Raw genomic sequence first — 19,054 nt, 5'->3', positions numbered from 1 at the left:
CGGCCGGAGGATACCGCATGAGTCACAACTCAACCCTTGAGAAACCGCTGGGCGCGCAGATCTCCCACATGTTGAAATCACGTGGGGTCGAGGTGATCTTTGCCATCCCAGGCGTGCATAATATCGAGATGTATCGGGGGCTTGATGAGGCTGGCATTACCCCTGTTCTGGCCCGCCACGAACAGGGGGCGGGCTTCATGGCAGACGGCTATGCGCGTGCAACGGGCCAGCCGGGGGTCTGTTACCTGATCACCGGGCCGGGGCTGTGCAACGCGATGACGGCTTTGGGACAGTCCTACTCCGACAGTGTGCCGGTGCTGGCAATCTCGTCCTGCCTGAACCCTGAAGATCTGGGTATGGGGCGCGGGCGTCTGCATGAAATGAAGGATCAGGAGGCCGCCGCCGCCACCGTCTGCGACTGGTCACATACGGCGATGGATGCCCCCTCTGCCTATCGCCTGATTGATCGCGCGATGATGGAGTTTGCCACCCGCCGACCCAGACCGAAACATATTCAGATCCCGGTGAACGCCTTGGCCCAAAGATCCGCCCAGGCCCCGGAAACCGGGGTTTTGCCCGCCCGGCCGCTGGCCCCTCCTGAACAGGTTGCCGCCGTGGCAGAATGGCTGCTGGGGGCGGAACGCCCGCTTTTCATCTTTGGTGGCGGGGCCATTGAAGGCGCCGATGCGGCGCGCGCGTTGGTAGAGCTGACCGGGGCCGCCAGCATCTGCACCGTTGCGGGACATGGGGTGATTGCGGACAATGCCCCTCTTGCCTATGGTCCGATCCTGCCGCGCCCGGATAGTGTGCAGGAGATCGCCAAGGCCGATCTGATTGTCGCGGTGGGCACGGAACTTAGCGAAACGGATCTGTGGCGGGACAGGCTGGGCCATGAGGCTCCGATGATCCGGGTGGATCTGGATCCGATGGTGCTGGCGGATGACCACCGCGCCGACCTGCCGGTCCTGGGGGATGCGGGACCGTTCCTCGAAGATCTGCGGGCGCTTCTGGATGGTCAGTCCAAACGCTCGACAGGTTGGAGCCAGGCTGAAGTGATTCAGGCCCGGGCGCGGTTTCACCTCGAAGCGGATCAGGAACGACCGGATATCCTGCCCATCTGTGAACGGCTTGGTCCCGCCATTCCCGACGAGACCATGATCTTTTCGGATATGACCCAGTTTGCCTATGTCGCCAATGAGGTTTGGCCGTTGGACCGCCCCGGCCACTGGCACCACCCGTCGGGCTTTGGGGCGCTGGGCTATGCGCTGCCCGCCGCGATCGGGGGTAAAATCGGGCGACCGGATCTGCCTGTGCTGGCGATAGCTGGGGATTACGGGTTCCAGTTCACCCTGCAGGAACTTGGGGTTGCGGTTGAGCTGGGGCTCGCATTGCCAATTCTGCTTTGGGACAATGACAAGCTGAAGGAAATCGAGGATTGCATGGTCGGGCGCCAAATCGCCCCCGGTTCGGCGAGCGTCCGCAACCCCGATTTCTGTGCTCTTGCCCGGGCCTATGGTGCGTTTGCTGAAAAGCCCGGCTCTCTGGCTGCCTTGATTGAAACCGTAAATGCCGCCTTCACTGCGGATGGTCCGACCCTGATCCATGTGACCCCCGAGGTGCTCCGGGGCTGATCCGTCGGATTTTCTGGTCACAGATATTGCGGGGGTCGAGGAAGGCCGGGTGTCGCCCAGCTTTGAAAAGGCGAGGGGCCGTGCCCTTTCAGGGGCGCGCAGCGCGCCACCAAAAACCCCCGCACCAATTGGCCGGGGGTTTTCATGTTAGTCAGGTGTCAGGTGTTATTTCCAACAGCTGACCAGAACCGTCATATCTGACGCAAGTGCGGAGATGTCGACCGGATCCATAGAGGCCAGCGCGTCGGTGGCCTGCGGGGTCACGCCGTTGGCAGCCAGGAACTCGGCCACGGAACCGGCATCCAGCGCAAACTGAACATCCTCTGGAAGGTTGCGCCCCGTGCTGTCATCGCGCGGAAGCAGCATTCCCATCACCGCACCTCCCGCGTCAAGGACGGGTCCTCCGGTGTCTCCGGGAAGGGTGCGGACGGCCAGACGGTTCAGGTGGGGCTGCCCGTTCAGCCCCGCGAGATCCGACAGGGTGCCAAAGCTTGTGCTTGGGCTGCCCAGCCGCCCCTCATAGGAGTAACCCGCCACGGCAATATCGCTGCCCAGACGCGGTTGTGAGGTCAGAAACGCGGCCACGGCCTGCGGGGCCTGTGCACTTTCGGGTTTCAGAAGGGCCAGTCCGGTGGCCGCATCCTGTGCCAGAACAGTGGCATCATAGGCGTCATCGACCGAGATCCGGCGGCACCCTGCAACCGCGTCGGCAGTGGTCACGATCATGCCGGTTTGATCCACGAAAAATCCCGACCGGGATGTGTCGGCACGTCGGATTTCCAGCCCGGACAGCAGGTCGATATCCTGCACCGCGGCCTCCAGACCGGCATTGTCAGCAAGCGCCGTTTCCCCGAGCGAACGGAAGCTCTGCAGCATTTCGTTCAGCACCAGCTGACGGCGTTTCTCATCCCCTTTGGGCCAGACCAGCGTAAAGCCCTTTACACTTCCATCAACCAGTTTCGCATAGGTGTGCGAGATGATCTCGGCGTTCTCCCCTTGCAGGGTGAATTCACCGTCCTTGCGGTTTCGTGGCCCATCTTCGGGCACGATTTCAAGGGTTTGCAGGATGTCGTATAGGCCAAATAGCGTGTCCTGATTGCCGGATTGGCTGATCAGAACCACTTTTGCGGCACTTCCGTCGCGGGTTTTGAAATGGGCAAAAGGGGCTTCATAGCGGTCAAAATCCACCACCGCCTTTGGCAGTGAGATGCTGATGCCGGCTTCCGTGTCTTCGTGGTCGGCAAGGCCGATGCTGTCGAGCACGGTCTGGCGTTCGGCCATCACGGCGGCGCGTTGCCGGGTGGTCAGGATGCCAGTGGGTTCATACCCGCGCGCCTCCTGCCATGCGGCCATCGAGCGACGGGTCCCGCGTCCAAAAGCGCCATCAATGCCCGAGGAATAGAACCCCGCAAATTGCAACGCTCGTTGCAGATCCATCCGCTCGTCCCGGGTCAGACGTCGTTCGCTCACCTGTGCTTCGCGCTTTGTTTCATCGGGAAGGGTGGAGGGTAGGGCCGGGGTTGCCGGGGCGGTGGCCTCGGTTGCGGGGGCGGTGTCCGGTGTGGGCAGGCTGGCGGGAGGGGTCTGCGAGGTGGCGCTCAGGCCGACCGGCCAGAATTGCTGGCGCAGATCACGCGACCGCACAAGGAAACTGTCGCTGGGGATGACCCCCTGGCGCCGCAGGTTGCGCAGCTGAAGATCGGCCGCTGCCTGTGTGTAGGGTCCCAGAACAATTGCGTACCAGTTGCCGCCCACACGAAATCCGTTCACCCCGTCAATCTGACCGGCATAACCGCGCACCCGCTCTTTGGCTTCGCGCAGGCTGGGATGGGCTTCGATCTGGATCCATATCGCGTTTTGGGTCTGCGTGGCCTGGGAAAGGGCCTGGGCCTGGGCAATGGTCGGGGCAAGGGGAAGGGTCGTCAGGGCTGTACTGCCGGCAATCATGACTGAAGTGAAAAGAGTTTTCATGGGTCCTCGTTGGCCTTGGGGCGCCGCTATGTTTGGGGCGGACGCAAACGGCTTTATTGAATTTGCTTGTGGCAAGTAACACAACCCGGCGGGGATAGGTCAATAACCGGGATGCAATGTCCGATGCAAGATTGACCCTGTGTGGCCCAATGCCTATTGAGGGGCCAAGTTGAATTGATCTGATGGGCGACGGATATGGGCCAAGCTGACACGAAACCGCAGAGCTTTCAGGAAATCATCCTGCGGCTTCAGAATTACTGGGCGCAAAAGGGCTGTGCGGTGATGCAGCCTTATGACATGGAAGTTGGCGCGGGCACGTTTCACCCGGCGACCACGCTGCGTTCGTTGGGATCAAAACCCTGGGCGGCCGCCTATGTGCAGCCCTCCCGCCGTCCGACCGATGGGCGGTATGGTGAAAACCCGAACCGGTTGCAGCATTACTATCAGTATCAGGTGCTGATCAAACCCAGCCCGCCCAATCTGCAAGAGCTTTATCTGGGCAGCCTTGAGGCAATCGGCGTTGATATGGCGATGCATGACATCCGCTTTGTCGAGGATGACTGGGAAAGCCCGACGCTGGGCGCCTGGGGGCTGGGCTGGGAAGTCTGGTGCGACGGGATGGAAGTCAGCCAGTTCACCTATTTCCAGCAGGTTGGTGGTCATGATTGCAAACCCGTCTCGGGGGAGCTGACCTATGGTCTGGAGCGTCTGGCAATGTATATTCTGGGCGTCGATCACGTGATGGACATGCCGTTCAACGCCCCCGATGCGCTGATCCCGCTCAGCTATGGCGACGTGTTCAAGCAGACCGAAGAAGAATACGCACGCTGGAACTTTGATATTGCCAATACGGATGTGCTGCTCAAGCAATTCGAAGAGGCCGAGGTCGAGTGCCAGAAGATCCTCGATCAGGAGCATATCGACCCCAAGACAGGTAAGCGCATCATCATGGCCCACCCGGCCTATGACCAATGCATCAAGGCCTCGCACCTCTTTAACCTGCTCGACGCGCGCGGGGTGATCTCGGTCACCGAACGTCAGGCTTACATTGGCCGCGTCCGTGCGCTGGCAAAGCTTTGCGCTGATGCCTTTGTGCAGACCGGCGCCGGTGGGTTCGTGGCGGATCAGGCGTAACCCTGCGGGACAGGCGGCAAAAGGCAAATGAGCGGAAAACTTCTTGGTATCATGATTATCGCATCCTCCCTCATCTTTGGGGCTGTGGTCTATTACACCCAGCTTTACGCGTTCTATGAACCTGCCGCGGCGGATACGGAATTGCGGATGACCAATGTGGTCACCGGCCAGCCTGAGACGGTGATTTATGACCAGTTTGACGGGATTGACAGCGACAGCTCTCCGCTGCGCTTTCGGGGCTGTTTCACCACCACCATGTCGCTGGCCATGCTGACCGAAACCTTCGAAGTTTACGACCGTGCCACGCCGCTTGTGGCTCCCGGCTGGTTTGACTGTTTCGACGCCCAGGCCATTGGTTATGCCTTGGAGCAGGGCGATGCGATCGCTTTTCTGGGTGAGAAAAATATCAAGGATGGCGTTGATCGCGTGATTGCCATCTTTCCCGATGGCCGGGGCTATGCCTGGCATCAACTGAATGAAAAATATGACGACTAAAAGGGCGAGACCCAATGCCTGACCTGCTGATTGAACTCTTCTCCGAAGAAATCCCCGCCCGGATGCAAACCCGCGCGGCCCAGGATCTGAAGAAACTCGTGACTGACGGTCTGGTCGAGGCCGGTCTGACCTATGCTGGGGCCCATGCGCTGTCCACGCCGCGTCGCCTGACGCTGGCGATTGACGGTCTGCTTGCCGCCTCGCCGGACACGCGCGAAGAACGCAAGGGCCCCAAGGTGGGCGCACCGGACAAGGCGATTGAGGGCTTCCTGCGGGGCGCGGGCCTGACCCGTGATCAGCTGGTGGAACGCGACACGCCGAAAGGGCCGGTCTATTTTGCAATGATCGAAAACAAGGGCCGCCCGGCGGCTGAGATCATTGCCGAGGTGCTGGAAAAAACCATCCGCAACTTCCCCTGGCCCAAGTCGATGCGCTGGGGCAGTGGCAGCTTGAAATGGGTGCGCCCGCTGCATTCGATCCTCTGTATCCTCAGCGATGAAGCCGGTGCAGACGTGGTGCCGATGGAGGTTGACGGGATCCGCTCGGGGGACACGACCCAGGGGCATCGCTTCATGGCACCGGGCGCAATCACCGTCACCGGGTTTGAAGATTACGCCGCCAAGCTGAAATCCGCCAAGGTGGTTCTCGACCCGCAGGAGCGTGCAGATCATATCTGGGAAGACGCCAAGAACGCCGCTTTCGCACAGGGGTTGGAGATCGTGGAAGACACCGCTCTTTTGCGTGAAGTGGCCGGTCTGGTGGAATGGCCCGTCGTGCTGATGGGCGATATTGCCGATGATTTCATCCCCCTGCCGCCCGAAGTGCTGCAAACCTCGATGCGTGAGCACCAGAAATTCTTCTCGGTCAAGAACCCGAAAACCGACCGGATCGAGAAGTTCATCACCGTCGCCAATGTGGAGACCGCCGACAATGGCGCAACCATTCTGGCAGGCAATCAAAAAGTGCTGTTTGCCCGTCTGGCAGACGCGAAATTCTTCTGGGAAAACGACATTCGCGAAGCCGAGGCTGGTGGGCAGAAATGGCTTGAGAGCCTGACCAACGTGACCTTCCACAACAAGCTGGGCACACAGGCCGCGCGGATCGACCGGATCGCAACTCTCGCCCGTGCCATTGCACCCACCATCGGCGCTGACGCCGATCTGGCAGAACGTGCCGCGCGCTGGGCCAAGGCCGATCTCAGCACGGAAATGGTCTATGAATTCCCCGAACTGCAAGGTTTGATGGGCAAATATTACGCTGGTCCCGCGGGGCACCCGCTGGAAGTCGCCAACGCCGCCACCGAGCATTATTCGCCGCTGGGCCCGTCCGATGATGTGCCCTCGGCCCCCACTTCGGTGGCTGTCGCACTGGCAGACAAGCTCGACACGCTGACCGGGTTCTGGGCCATCGATGAAAAACCCACCGGATCGAAAGACCCGTTTGCGCTCCGCCGCGCCGCCCTTGGGGTGATCCGTCTGGTGCTGGAAAACGGGTTGCGGGTCAATCTCGATCAGCTTTTCGATGCGCAGTTGCTGCGTCACGAAATTTCCCTGGAAGATGATGCCGCACAGCGAAACGCCCTGCTGGCGGATCTTGATCGCGAGATTGCGGACCATGGGGTTTTCGGGGCTGCGTTGCGCACTGTGCTTGACCACTTTGATGGCGATCTGACCAAACATCTGGAAGAGGTGAAGGCAGCGCTGCCGGATACCTCCGACAATCTCCTCTCCTTCTTCCACGACCGCCTCAAGGTCTACTTGAAAGACCAAGGCATCCGCCACGACGTGATCGACGCCTGCCTTGCTATGCCCGGAAATGATGACCTTACTTTGCTGGTCAAACGGGCCGAGGCCCTGTCGGGTCTGCTCAAGACCGACGATGGCGAGAACCTGCTGCAAGGCTTCAAACGCGCCAATAACATCCTGACCCAGGCCGAGGAAAAGGACGGGGTGGAATATTCCTACGGTGCGGATGTGAAATTCGCAGAAGACAACAGTGAAAAGGCACTCTTTGCCGCGCTGGACACCGCCGAGGCTGCGATCCAACCGGCCATGCAGGCCGAAGATTTCGCCGCTGCCATGACCTCGATGGCCGCCCTGCGCGCGCCCATTGATGCTTTCTTCGAGGCGGTGCAGATCAACACCGAGAATGAAATTATCCGCCGAAACCGCCTGAATCTGCTTTCACGCATCCGGCAAATCTGCCTTTCGGTGGCCGACCTCACCAAGGTCGAAGGGTAAAACCACAAGGGGCGCCGCAAATTCCGGCGCCCTTTTTCTTGCCCCAAATACCTCGGGGTGAGCGCGTAGCGCGAGGGGCAGCGCCCCTTTCCTCCTTTTCCACACCCACGCCCCTTGTGTGATGCACAGCCCTTGCTATGCTGAGCAAAACCCCTTGCTGCGGTGCAGAATTATGAGCGATCTCGGATTTACGGAAATTACCCCAACGGCGGATATCCATGTGTCACAACATGGTGGCCGGGCGAAATGCCTGCAACGGCTGATCCGGCTCGATATGCCGGTGCCGCGCACCATGGCGCTGTCTTTCGACGCGGTGCGGGCGGTGTCTGCCGGGGAAATGCCGGATCTGGATGCGATGCTGGCGCGCTTTGGACCCGACCCTCTGGTCTCGGTGCGGCCGTCATCAGAAGATTCCGACTGGGGCGGGCCCGGTGCGATCCTGAATATCGGGATGAATGACGTGGTTCATGCCAAGCTTATGGAAACACACGGGGAAATGGCAGCGCACGCGCTTTACCTGCGCTTTATCCAGGCCTATGCGGTGCATGTCTGGCGGCTGGACCCGGACGAATTTGATGAGTTTTCGCAGCCCACGGCTGACACGGTTCAGGCTGCACTCGACCTTTATGAAGAAGAAACGGACAGCTATTTTCCGCAAGACCCCAAAGTGCAACTGACCGAGGTGCTGCGCTCCATGTCGCGGGCCTGGCAGGGCACCACGGCGCGGCTTTTGCGCGAAGCCAAAGGCGCGCCTGCGGATGCGGGGCTTGGCCTTGTTGTGCAGCAGATGGCGCTTGGGGTTGGGCGCGATATCTGTGGCTCCGGCGTGATCCAGTTCGTGAACGGTCAGACCGGCCACCGAGAGCTGCGCGGGCGCTACCTGTGCAAAAGCCAGGGGCGCGATGCGCTGACCGATGCGGATGACCGCGACGTGATGTATCTGACCCGTGACCCGCGCGGGCGCTCGATCGAAGAGGTCTTGCCGGACATGTTCCAGGCGCTTCTGGACTGCGGCGACCTGTGCCGGACCCGGCTGCGTGAGGAGATGGAGGTCGAGTTTACCATCGACAATGAGGAATTGTTTATCCTCGACGCGGTGCGCGTTGCCCGCAGTGAACGCGCCAATGTGCGTATCGCGGTGCAGTTGGCAAAAGAGGGGATCATCACCCGTGAAGAGGCGGTGATGCGCATTCCCCCCCGCGCCCTGACCGAACTCCTGCACAGTCAGGTCGATCCCGAAGGTGCGCGCGACGTGTTTGTATCGGGCATTGCCGCAAGCCCGGGAGCTGCCACCGGTAAGATCGTCTTTTCCGCCCGCGATGCCCAGGCCATGGCCGCGCAGGGCGAGGATTGTATCCTGGTGCGTCGGGAAACCAGCCCCGAAGATATTCGCGGTATGCACGCCGCCCGGGGGATCCTGACCATCCGTGGCGGCATCACCAGCCATGCCGCAGTGATTGCCCGCGGTCTTGGTCTGCCCTGTGTGGTGGGGGCCAACGGTATGACGTTGGAAAAGAAGAATAAAAAGATCATTTCCACCCAGGGGCGCGAGCTGCGCGAAGGGGATGTGATCACCATTGACGGCGCCAAGGGCGAGGTCTTGTTCGGGGCGGTTGGCATGTTGCCACCCGAATTGGGAGAGAGTTTTCAGACCCTGATGTCCTGGGCAGATGAGTTTCGGGACATTGGCGTGCGCACCAATGCGGATACGCCGCCAGATGCGCGCAATGCACGGATGTTTGCGGCAGAGGGCATCGGTCTTTGCCGGACGGAACACATGTTTTTTGACGATGATCGTCTGCTGGCCATGCGCGAGATGATTTTTGCGGACCAACCCGAAGACCGGCGCGCGGCCCTTGCCCGTCTGCTGCCGATGCAGCGGGCGGATTTCACCGAACTGTTTGAGATCATGCAGGGGCTGCCGGTCTGCATCCGCCTGTTTGACCCGCCGTTGCACGAGTTCCTGCCGCATGGTCGTGAAGGGATCCGTGAGCTGGCGGAGGCTTTGGACCTTGGCATGTCAGCGGTGGAACGTCGTGTGGCTGGCCTGCGGGAGTTCAACCCGATGCTGGGGATGCGTGGTGTGCGCCTCGGGGTCACGGTGCCGGAAATCTACGATATGCAGGCCCGCGCCATCTTCGAAGCCACGCTGGATGCCTCCAAATCTGGAAAGCCGGTGGTGCCGGAAATCATGATCCCGCTGGTGTCCGCCAAACGTGAGGTGGAAATCGTCAAGGCGCGCATTGATGCGGTTGCAGCGGCGGTTCGGATCGAGCGCGGCGAAGAATTCACCTATCGGCTCGGGGTGATGGTTGAAACGCCCCGTGCTGCGCTGCAGGCGGGGGAAATCGCCAAGCATGTGCATTTCCTCTCGTTCGGGACCAACGACCTGACCCAGATGACCTATGGCCTGTCGCGCGATGATGCGGGGCGGTTCATGGGGGAATATGTCAGGCAAGGCGTTTTTGAAGAGGATCCGTTCCATGTTCTCGACACGGACGGGGTGGGTGAACTTCTGGAAATCGGGGCGCAGAGGGGGCGTGAAGAAGATCCGGATCTGACCCTTTCGATTTGTGGTGAACATGGCGGTAACCCCGAATCAATCCGCTTTTGTCGCGACAAAGGCTTCTCTTATGTGTCCTGCTCCCCCTTCCGCGTGCCCGTCGCCCGGCTGGCAGCCGCGCATTTGGCGGTTGCCGCCAAACTGGGGGGAGGGGTCTGATCACCCACAATATGTTGCGGTGCAGCATAAATTTCTCGGCATGAAACAGCGACCAGTGGGGCGGGGTATTTCGTCGCACTGGACGTGAAGGGGTTTTTCGCGTAAATCGCCTCGTCAACTGGCCATCCTGGATGGATCTTAGTGGAACTGGAGTGGGCGAAATGCTGAAAACCAATGTAACGACCTTGTTGCGTGCGATCGCACTCGGATCGGTTCTGGCCGCCGCGCCTATGTCCCTTATGGCCGATGCCGATGGTGCCGGACGCGAAACTGGAGCTGCGAGTGGGGATGACAACCCGATGGTCCTGCTGTTCACCAAGCTGTTTCAGAAAGAGCGCGCAGGTCTGGAAGCCATGCCGGAAGACCAGATTGAGAAACTGGCCAGTCTGGACGCAGATCCATCCGCGAGCGGCGCGGCCAATCGCTATAGTCGCAAATGGCTGGCCGCCCAGCCCAAGGCGCGCGGGGGGGATCAATGGCAATGCCTGACCGAGGCGCTTTACTTCGAAGCGCGCGGGGAAAGCCTGAAAGGTCAGTTCGCGGTGGCTGAGGTGATCCTGAACCGTGTGGATCATGCCCGTTTCCCGAACTCGATCTGCGGTGTGGTCAACCAGGGGACCGGTCGGAAATATCAGTGCCAGTTCACCTATACCTGCGACGGGCGGGCCGAGGTGATCCACGAACCCAAAGCCTATGAAAATGTCGGCAAAGTGGCCAAGGCCATGATTGACGGCGCATCGCGCAGCCTGACCAAAGGCGCCACCCATTACCACACCACGGCGGTGAACCCGAAATGGGCCAAACGGTTTGAGCGCACCGCAAATATCGGCGTGCACCGTTTTTACAAGATGCCGGTGCGCGTATCGTCCAACTGACCCCCTTTCTGGTTACGCTTTCCCGCCTTGGCCTGTCGGAACCGGCTGGTCTTTTACTGGCGTTTTCAGGCATTATTGCGCAAATCATTTGCGCAGTATGGGATCAGCACCGCTATGGAAAACAGCACAGCCTTTCAGCCGCTTGAAGCGCGCGCCATCGAGATGGGTGGCCCCAACCCGCCAGACCGGATCTCGGTGCGGGATCATACGGTTGAGGTTGAAATTGGTGCCTTTCAGGCGGAGCGTGACGTCACCCAGAGGCTTCGATTTTCGGTTGTGGTCGAGGTGGCCCCCAGCACGGGCGCACAAACCGATGATGTGGATGACATCCTGTCCTATGACGCGGTGACCGAAGCCATCACGGCAGAGCTTGCTGCAGAGCGGCTGAACCTGCTGGAAACCCTTGCGGAACGTATTGCTGAGCGGATTTTGTGCGAACCGCAACCGCTGCGCGTCTTTGTGCGGATCGAAAAGCTCGACCGGGGGCCAGGTAATCTTGGGGTTGAGATTGTGCGTGGCCAGAGCGGGCAACAGGCCGTGTCTCCGACTGAGGCACCCCGCCCGCGCCTGATCCATCTGGGGGCAGAGGCCATCTCCGCCCCCGGGCTGACCAATGCCCTTGATCGCTGGGAACAAGACGCAGCCCCGGTTGTGCTGCTGGTTGGCCCCGGTGAGGGACCGGTCCCGCAGGTTCAGGACCCGTCCAGCCAGCGCCGCATCAACCTGCTGGCCATTGAGCAAAACGCCTGCGTGCTTGCGGCCCGAGATCCGCGCATGAAGGCGGTGGGGACGCGCACTGAACTGGATTGGGGGATGAAAAACGGACAGATCTCTGTCTGGGCGCCAACCAAGATGGTGATGGATGCGGTTGATGGCCCGGCGGACCTGAGGCCTGTGACCCTGCTTGAGTGGCTCGGGCAGGAGCTGGGAGCGGCATCCGCTTGCCAGATTTCAGACGCAGACGGGCTGGAGCGCGCGCTGTGATCCGGCGCTACCAACCGATCCCGCGCATGGGCGCGCCGTATTCCGGGCGCGCGCTCGCTGGGTCTGCGGATCTCTGGTTTGATCAGGTGATGTGGCGGGACCGCACGGGGGCATCAGGAGTGACGGTGCTTGACGATTGCCCGCAAGAGGTGCTTGCCCGGCTCTCGTCGCCGCGTGCCGCAATTGCTGGTCTGTCGCTGGATCGACCGCGTGTGATGGGGATCCTGAACGTCACCCCAGACAGCTTTTCCGACGGGGGGGATCTGGCCACGGTCAGTGCCGCCGTGGCACGGGCGCGGGCGATGGAGGGGGATGTGGATATCCTCGATATCGGAGGGGAAAGCACCCGACCCGGTGCTCAGGAAGTTGATGTGGCGGAAGAAATCCGCCGCACCGCGCCTGTGATCCGTGCCCTGCGGGATGCTGGCATCACGACGCCGATCTCAATCGATACCCGCAAATCCGCAGTGGCCGAGGCGGCGCTGGAGGCGGGGGCGGATATTGTGAACGATGTCTCTGCGTTCGAATTTGACCCGGAGCTTGCCCATCTCGTTGCGGAACGGGATGTGCCCGTGTGCCTGATGCATGCCAAGGGGCTGCCTGAAAACATGCAGGATGACCCGCGTTATGAGGATGTGACGTTTGAGGTGCTGGATCATCTCGAAGCGCGGATTGCCCTGGCGGAAGCGGCGGGGATCCGCCGGGATCGCATTATCACCGATCCGGGAATTGGGTTTGGTAAAACACTGCAGCACAATGTGATTTTGCTGCGCGCGCTGGCCTTGCTACATGATCTGGGACTGCCGATCCTGCTGGGTGTGTCGCGCAAGCGCTTCATCGGGGCGCTGGGTCAGGCGGATGAGGCAAAAGACCGCGCGCCCGGTTCTATCGCCGTGGCCCTGGATGGGGTCCGGCAGGGTGCACATATTCTTCGCGTGCATGATGTCCGGGAAACGGCTCAGGCATTGCGATTGCAAAACGTATTGATGACGAGGGACGCGTTGTGACGGAAAAACTGTTTGGCACGGATGGGGTGCGTGGATTGGCCAATAGCTGGCCGATGACGGCGGAAATGGCGCTGAAACTGGGGGCTGCGGCCGGGCGACATTTTCGCCGGGACGGATCCAATGGGCATCGGGTTGTTATCGGTAAGGACACGCGCCTGTCGGGGTATATGATTGAAAACGCCCTGACCGCCGGGCTGACTTCAACCGGCATGAACGTGCTGCTGCTGGGGCCGGTGCCGACACCGGCGGTTGGACGCATGACGCATTCGATGCGGGCGGATCTGGGGATCATGATCTCGGCCTCGCATAACCCGTTTCACGACAATGGGATCAAGTTTTTTGGCCCCGACGGCTTCAAACTGTCTGATGAGGATGAGGCTGAGATTGAGCGCCTGGTGCAGGCAGGTGTTGACCCGGTGCAGCCGCAGAATATTGGGCGGGCCAAGCGGATCGAAGAAGCGCGCCAGCGTTATACCGAATATCTGAAAACCACCTTCCCCGCGCAGAAACGCCTGAGCGGGATCAAGGTCGTGGTGGATTGCGCCAACGGGGCAGCCTATCGCACCGCTCCCGATGCACTATGGGAGCTGGGGGCCGATATCGTGACGGTTGGTGTATCCCCTGACGGGACCAACATCAACAAGGGCTGTGGATCGACCGACACGGCGCTCGCGGCGAAAACCGTAGTCGAGACGGGTGCGGATCTGGGGATCTGCCTGGACGGAGATGCCGATCGGATCATGATCATCGACGAGACGGGCCGGGTGGCAGATGGCGATCAGATCATGGCCATGTTTGCCAGTCATTGGGCGCGCCAGGGAATGCTCAAAGGGGGCACTTTGGTGGCGACGGTCATGTCCAATCTTGGGCTGGAGCGGTTTTTGCAGGGGCAAGGGTTGGATCTTCTGCGCACCAAGGTGGGCGACCGGCACGTGGTCGAGGCGATGCGCGCGGGCGGGTATAATCTGGGCGGTGAACAATCCGGTCACATCGTGATGAGCGATTATGCCACCACCGGCGACGGTCTGCTGGCCGGGATCCAGTTTCTGGCCGCGATGGTTGAGACCGGGCGCCCTGCGTCTGAGCTGTGCCAGATGTTTGAAACCGTGCCGCAACTGTTGAAAAACGTGCGATACGGTGCCGGGCAGACCCCCCTTGAAATCTCCAGCGTTCAGGCCGCGATTTCGGACGCGGAAGGGGTGCTTGAGGGCAAGGGACGGCTGTTAATCCGCAAGTCTGGGACCGAACCCCTGATCCGCGTGATGGCGGAATGCGAGGATGAACGGCTGTTGTCTGAGGTGGTCGAAGGGATTGTTGCCGAGGTTGAGGCCGCGGTGTCCTAATCTTGGAGTGATCTTTGCATATGTTCGAAAATGTAAAGGCGGCGCCCAATGCGTCGCCTTTTTTCTTTGCAAAGATCGAAAATGTTTAAGTGTCAGCCGCGCGCAAACAATCGGGTCAGGGCGCCGAGTTGGCTGATCGCCACACCAATCAGGATCAGGAGCATTGCCCAGATCAGGCTGGAGGGCAGCGCCTCCCCCAACAGGACCGCCCCCAGGAACAGGGCCCAGAGCGGCACCTGGTAGTTGACCAGGCTGAGAAAGGTAGGGCCTGCCCGCCGCACAAGGATCACCAGCAAAATCTGGGCAAGTGCCGTTGGAAAGATCCCCAGAAGGATCACGGAAATTACCGGTAGGGCGGATGGCAATTCGCGCGGTATCCCCTCTTGCCACAGGGCCACGGGCACAATCATTACGGTCGCAGCCACAAGGGCCGTGGCCGCAAATGCGCGGCGATCCACATCCGGGCAGAGGCGCGCAACGATAGAGCCAATCGCGTAACAGGCCCCGGCTGCCAGGCAGACAAGACGGGCAGTATTTTCCAGCGCCAGCCCCGTGCTTTCAAAGGCAGACGGGCCGATCAGCACCAAAACCCCGGCAAGCCCGATCAGGATGCCAATCAGGCGGCGCAGCGTGATGCGTTCTCCTGACACAAGAAAATGGGCCAGAATAAGGGTGATCAGCGGCATAGCTGCCATCGACACCCCGGCAAATCCTGACGCGACATAGGCCTGCGCCCAGCCCAGCAGGAAAAACGGAATGGCATTGGAAAAGGCCCCCATCGCGATCGCCGCCGCCCAGACAGCAACACCATTTGGAGCAGAGAGGGCCGGCATGCGTCGTCCACTTGCTTTTGCGAACGCAACCAGCAAAAGCGCCCCAAGAGCGATGCGATAGGCTGCGATGCTGAGCGGGCCAAACCCTTGAAGGGCGACGGAAACCCCCATGAAGCTTGCCCCAAAAAACAGGCCAAGTATGGCAAGGATGAACCAGTCGAGGCGGGTAGGATGTGTCATGCCCCGACATCTGACATATTGGTATTTCTTGTAAAAGCGAATTCGTCCGCCGGGGTGCAAGTGACCAATGGACGAAAATGGCGTAAGATGGGGCAGGAGACTGCCATGTTGCCGCCGATCATCAAAACTGTCCGCTCCCCCCTGCCGCGTGAAGAATTGTTTGAATTCTTTACGCTCGGGCTTGGCAATTGGTGGCCGGTTGCGACCCATTCCGTCTCGGCGAATATGGGGGACCTACCGCAAGAGGTGCATTTCGAAACCCGGGAAGGGGGCCGGATATATGAGGTCCTGCCAAAGGGGGATGAGGCACTTTGGGGGCGGGTGCTGCATTGGGATGCGCCATCCAGGGCCGTGTTTTCCTGGCATCCCGGCCGCGATCCGGGGCAGGCCACTCGGGTTCAGCTGCGGTTTGTCCAACTGACCACCCAGACCGAGATTGAGCTGATCCATGATGGATGGGAGGCCCTCGGCGAAGAGGCGTCAACACAACATGCCGGGTATGATCCCGGCTGGGATTACGTGTTTGGCCAGTGTTTTACGGAGAAGCTGGTCTAACGGTGGGGAATGAAAAAAGGCGCCCCAATTGGGACGCCTTTCAACAGAAGCGGGGAAAGCCCGCGCTCTGTCTTAGTTCTTTTCCTGGTCAACCAGCTTGCCAGCCGAGATCCACGGCATCATGTCGCGCAGCTTCTTGCCGACAACTTCGATCTGATGCTCGTCATTGTGGCGACGGGCGGCTTTGATGGTCGGCTGACCAACAGCGTTTTCCAGCATGAAGTCGCGCACGAATTTACCGGTCTGGATGTCTTCCAGCGATTCTTTCATGGCTTTCTTGGTGGCCTCATAGGGCAGGATGCGCGGGCCGGTCACATACTGGCCGTATTCTGCAGTGTTCGAGATCGAGTAATCCATGTTCGCGATGCCGCCTTCATAGATCAGGTCCACGATCAGCTTGGTTTCGTGCAGACACTCGAAGTAAGCCATTTCCGGTGCGTAGCCAGCTTCAACCAGGGTCTCAAAGCCGCAACGGATCAGCTCAACGATGCCGCCGCACAGAACAGCCTGCTCGCCAAAGAGGTCGGTTTCGCACTCTTCGCGGAAGTTGGTCTCGATGATGCCCGAGCGACCGCCACCGATGGCCGAGCAGTAAGACAGGCCGATTTCCAGCGCTTTGCCGGTGGCGTCGGTGTCAACGGCCACGAGGCAGGGCACGCCGCCGCCTTTGACGTATTCGCCGCGCACGGTGTGACCCGGGCCTTTGGGGGCCATCATGATCACGTCAACGCCTTCTTTCGGCTCAATCAGGCCGAAGTGCACGTTCAGACCGTGGGCAAATGCGATGGCTGCGCCCGGTTTGATGTTGTCATGCACATATTTCTTGTAGGTTTCAGCCTGCAGTTCATCGGGCATGGTGAACATGATCAGGTCGCACCAGGCAGCGGCTTCGGCGATGCCCATGACTTCCAGACCTTCGGCCTGTGCTTTCTTGGCCGAGGCCGAGCCTTCGCGCAGGGCAACCACAAGGTTCTTGGCACCCGAGTCACGCAGGTTCAGCGCGTGGGCGTGGCCTTGCGAACCGTAGCCCAGAATGGCCACTTTCTTGTCTTTGATCAGGTTGATGTCGCAATCGCGATCGTAATAAACGCGCATGATTTTCCCTCGCGGTTCGTGTTGCGGTGTGTGTTTGAGGGCATCATAGGCAGTGCAATCCGGGATGCGAGATGAGAATGGTTGGAAGTTTTGGAATAATTGATATAGTTCATGCGCAAAATTAGAAAAATATGGAAAAATCATGCTCGATGATCTTGATCGGCGCATTCTGCGACAGATGCAGGCGGATCCGATGATGTCAACGCCGGACCTTGCGGACCGGCTGGGGCTTTCATCAGCTCGGCTCACGCGGCGGATCGAGCGTCTGCGTGACCGCAAAGTGCTACGTGGACCGCGCGCGGTGATCAACTGGCAAGCTTTGGGGTATGCGGTAGAAGTCAGTCTACGGGTGACGCTGGACAAAACTCAACCGCGCGCATTTGATGATTTCATCGAAGCGGCGCGCACGATTTCCGAAGTGATCGAGATCCAGACATTCCTTGGCCGGGTGGATGTGCGCCTTTCTGTGATTGCGCGTGATATGCCGCATTATCAGTCGATATATCGCAACCAGATCCTCGCCCTTCCACATATTGCCGATATTGAAGCCCTGATGCATGTTGCACGGATCAAGAATGATGACGGTTTGCCGCTATGATGGAGCTTGATGACATCGACCGTACGCTTCTTCGGGCCTTGGAGGAAGACGCAACGAAATCCGCGGGGGCTCTGGGGCGCGAGGTGGGGCTGTCGCAACCCGCCACGTGGCGGCGGATCAGGCGCCTGACTGAAGAGGGAGTGCTGGCTGGCCGGCGGCTGGATCTTGACCGAGAGGCGCTTGGATTTGGGGTGGCGGTGTTTCTCGGCGTGAAACTTGCGACCAAAGGCCGTGTCAGCCTTGAAGATTTCGAACGCGCCGTTTCTGCCATTCCTGAAGTGCAGACGGTTGAGCATGTGCTTGGGCTTTATGACTATCGCCTGCGCGTCGTGGCGCGTGACCTTGCCGATTTTGAACGGGTATTGCGTCGCCGTATCATGACCTTGCCCGGGGTTGGGGATGTTGAGGCCAATGTGCTTTTGTCTGAGGAGCGCAGACCGGGTCCTCTTTAGGCCGCAGCGCCAAGATCTATGGCCCGCCGATACCGCATGTTGAGAATTTCGAACAGGCAGTCCATCGAACTCATGAGGCTTTCCGGGGTGAGGGTGTAGTAGGTTTCCTGCCCCTTGCGTTGGCGTGAAAGCAGCCAGGCTTTTTCCATCTCTCGCAGGTGGTGCACCAGAGGTGTGGTTCGGATTTTGGTGGCGGCCTGAAGGGTCTGAAAGGACATTTCTGCTTTGGGCTGGGCGGCGAGCAGGCGGAAAATGGCCATGCGCCGCGGGTGCGAGAGAGCGGTCAGGCTGGCGGAAATATCCTCATTTGTGCTGTCGATCATGGTAGACCTTTGTCGTTCAGAGTGTGTTCTTGAAATGTTCTTTCATTATGGGGGCGAATGGTTAATGTGTGGTGAAGCATGCCCACACTGCTTGACTGGACTGAAGGGAAGCGCATTTCGAAGAAAACTAGAAAACTAGAAAACTAGAAAACTAGAAAACTAGAAAACTAGAAAACTAGAAAACTAGTTTTCTAGTTGTTAGGCGGGCAGACAACGTGATGCCGGCCTGAAGTGCCCTCGGGCAATAAAAAAAGACGCGCCGGGTGAGCGCGCCTTTCGTAATGCCATTTCCGGTCGGTCAGCCTTTGCCACCAGCCATCAGGATCAGCAGGACATAGATCACGGCAACCAACCCCAGCGCAACCAGACCCACACCGGGCAGGCCAAGGGTCAGGAAACCCCCTGCAAGCGCAACAACGATCAGGGCGCAGATACCCCAGGCCATTTTTTCTGCCTTGGCATCGGCAGCTTTTTGTTCGGGGGTCAGTTCGGCAGCCATGTGCGTTTCTCCTAGAATTTTGCTTGCCGCCTTATGCTGCAGCTGTTCACGAAAGGGAATGCTGTATTTTCAAATTGTGCCATATGGTCGCATGGCTGGTGGCCAGCCCTTCGGTGC

Annotated in this window: 17 protein-coding genes; 12 read left to right on the top strand and 5 right to left on the bottom strand. The window is 59.9% G+C overall.

Translation table 11 applies throughout. The features are described 5' to 3' along the window. Positions 1-17 precede the first annotated feature (17 nt). On the top strand, positions 18-1,631 hold the full coding sequence (locus XMD517_RS07175; RefSeq protein ID WP_173485695.1) for a 5-guanidino-2-oxopentanoate decarboxylase: 1,614 nt from the start codon (positions 18-20) through the stop codon (positions 1,629-1,631). 165 nt (positions 1,632-1,796) lie between these two features. On the opposite strand, the gene XMD517_RS07170 is transcribed toward XMD517_RS07175, so the two are convergent. After that, on the bottom strand, positions 1,797-3,602 hold the full coding sequence (locus tag XMD517_RS07170; RefSeq protein ID WP_173485694.1) for a serine protease: 1,806 nt from the start codon (positions 3,600-3,602) through the stop codon (positions 1,797-1,799). A 195-nt stretch (positions 3,603-3,797) separates the two neighbouring features. On the opposite strand from XMD517_RS07170, the gene XMD517_RS07165 reads away from it, so the two are divergent. From XMD517_RS07165 to glmM, 8 genes are all read left to right on the top strand, one after another. After that, complete coding sequence (locus XMD517_RS07165) at positions 3,798-4,736, top strand: glycine--tRNA ligase subunit alpha (RefSeq protein ID WP_173485693.1); 939 nt, start codon at positions 3,798-3,800, stop codon at positions 4,734-4,736. Between the two features lie 27 nt (positions 4,737-4,763). Continuing rightward, the gene (locus XMD517_RS07160) at positions 4,764-5,231 is read left to right on the top strand and encodes a DUF6446 family protein (protein WP_173485692.1); all 468 of its coding nucleotides are present in this window, start codon (positions 4,764-4,766) and stop codon (positions 5,229-5,231) included. A gap of 14 nt (positions 5,232-5,245) precedes the next feature. Next, a complete protein-coding gene (gene glyS, locus XMD517_RS07155; protein WP_173485691.1) occupies positions 5,246-7,471 on the top strand; it encodes a glycine--tRNA ligase subunit beta in 2,226 nt (741 codons plus the stop codon). A 172-nt stretch (positions 7,472-7,643) separates the two neighbouring features. Then, positions 7,644-10,193 carry a pyruvate, phosphate dikinase gene (gene ppdK, locus XMD517_RS07150; RefSeq protein ID WP_173485690.1) on the top strand — a complete coding sequence of 850 codons (2,550 nt, stop codon included), beginning with the start codon at positions 7,644-7,646 and terminating at the stop codon, positions 10,191-10,193. A 161-nt stretch (positions 10,194-10,354) separates the two neighbouring features. Next, on the top strand, positions 10,355-11,068 hold the full coding sequence (locus tag XMD517_RS07145) for a cell wall hydrolase (protein WP_254449678.1): 714 nt from the start codon (positions 10,355-10,357) through the stop codon (positions 11,066-11,068). Positions 11,069-11,182: 114 nt separating this feature from the next. Next, positions 11,183-12,052, top strand: coding sequence for a dihydroneopterin aldolase (locus XMD517_RS07140; RefSeq protein WP_173487783.1), 870 nt, complete (start codon positions 11,183-11,185; stop codon positions 12,050-12,052). Further along, positions 12,052-13,059 carry a dihydropteroate synthase gene (folP, locus tag XMD517_RS07135; protein ID WP_371732380.1) on the top strand — a complete coding sequence of 336 codons (1,008 nt, stop codon included), beginning with the start codon at positions 12,052-12,054 and terminating at the stop codon, positions 13,057-13,059. The genes XMD517_RS07140 and folP overlap by 1 nt, the downstream gene beginning before the upstream one ends. Next, positions 13,056-14,402 carry a phosphoglucosamine mutase gene (gene glmM, locus XMD517_RS07130; protein WP_173485688.1) on the top strand — a complete coding sequence of 449 codons (1,347 nt, stop codon included), beginning with the start codon at positions 13,056-13,058 and terminating at the stop codon, positions 14,400-14,402. Before folP ends, glmM begins: the two co-directional genes overlap by 4 nt. 92 nt (positions 14,403-14,494) lie before the next feature. Here glmM and XMD517_RS07125 read toward each other — a convergent pair whose 3' ends face one another. Then, on the bottom strand, positions 14,495-15,415 hold the full coding sequence (locus XMD517_RS07125; protein ID WP_173485687.1) for a DMT family transporter: 921 nt from the start codon (positions 15,413-15,415) through the stop codon (positions 14,495-14,497). Positions 15,416-15,520: 105 nt separating this feature from the next. Between XMD517_RS07125 and XMD517_RS07120 the strand changes: the two genes are divergently transcribed. Further along, positions 15,521-15,970, top strand: coding sequence for an SRPBCC domain-containing protein (locus tag XMD517_RS07120; protein WP_173487782.1), 450 nt, complete (start codon positions 15,521-15,523; stop codon positions 15,968-15,970). Between the two features lie 72 nt (positions 15,971-16,042). On the opposite strand, the gene ilvC is transcribed toward XMD517_RS07120, so the two are convergent. Further along, the gene (ilvC, locus tag XMD517_RS07115) at positions 16,043-17,065 is read right to left on the bottom strand and encodes a ketol-acid reductoisomerase (RefSeq protein WP_173485685.1); all 1,023 of its coding nucleotides are present in this window, start codon (positions 17,063-17,065) and stop codon (positions 16,043-16,045) included. Between the two features lie 142 nt (positions 17,066-17,207). Between ilvC and XMD517_RS07110 the strand changes: the two genes are divergently transcribed. Further along, a complete protein-coding gene (locus tag XMD517_RS07110) occupies positions 17,208-17,663 on the top strand; it encodes an Lrp/AsnC family transcriptional regulator (protein ID WP_173485684.1) in 456 nt (151 codons plus the stop codon). Beyond that, a complete protein-coding gene (locus XMD517_RS07105; protein ID WP_055189896.1) occupies positions 17,660-18,115 on the top strand; it encodes an Lrp/AsnC family transcriptional regulator in 456 nt (151 codons plus the stop codon). Before XMD517_RS07110 ends, XMD517_RS07105 begins: the two co-directional genes overlap by 4 nt. On the opposite strand, the gene XMD517_RS07100 is transcribed toward XMD517_RS07105, so the two are convergent. Continuing rightward, on the bottom strand, positions 18,112-18,438 hold the full coding sequence (locus tag XMD517_RS07100) for a helix-turn-helix transcriptional regulator (protein WP_173485683.1): 327 nt from the start codon (positions 18,436-18,438) through the stop codon (positions 18,112-18,114). The genes XMD517_RS07105 and XMD517_RS07100 overlap by 4 nt on opposite strands. A gap of 298 nt (positions 18,439-18,736) precedes the next feature. Continuing rightward, positions 18,737-18,937 (bottom strand): hypothetical protein, encoded by a 201-nt coding sequence (locus tag XMD517_RS07095; RefSeq protein WP_173485682.1) that lies wholly within the window; start codon positions 18,935-18,937, stop codon positions 18,737-18,739. Positions 18,938-19,054: the final 117 nt, after the last annotated feature.

Source organism: Aliiroseovarius sp. xm-d-517, assembly GCF_013283135.1.
Classification (GTDB): Bacteria; Pseudomonadota; Alphaproteobacteria; order Rhodobacterales; family Rhodobacteraceae; genus Aliiroseovarius; species Aliiroseovarius crassostreae.
Note: the sequence above shows the minus strand (reverse complement) of the source record. Positions and strands in the feature narration are given on the sequence as shown.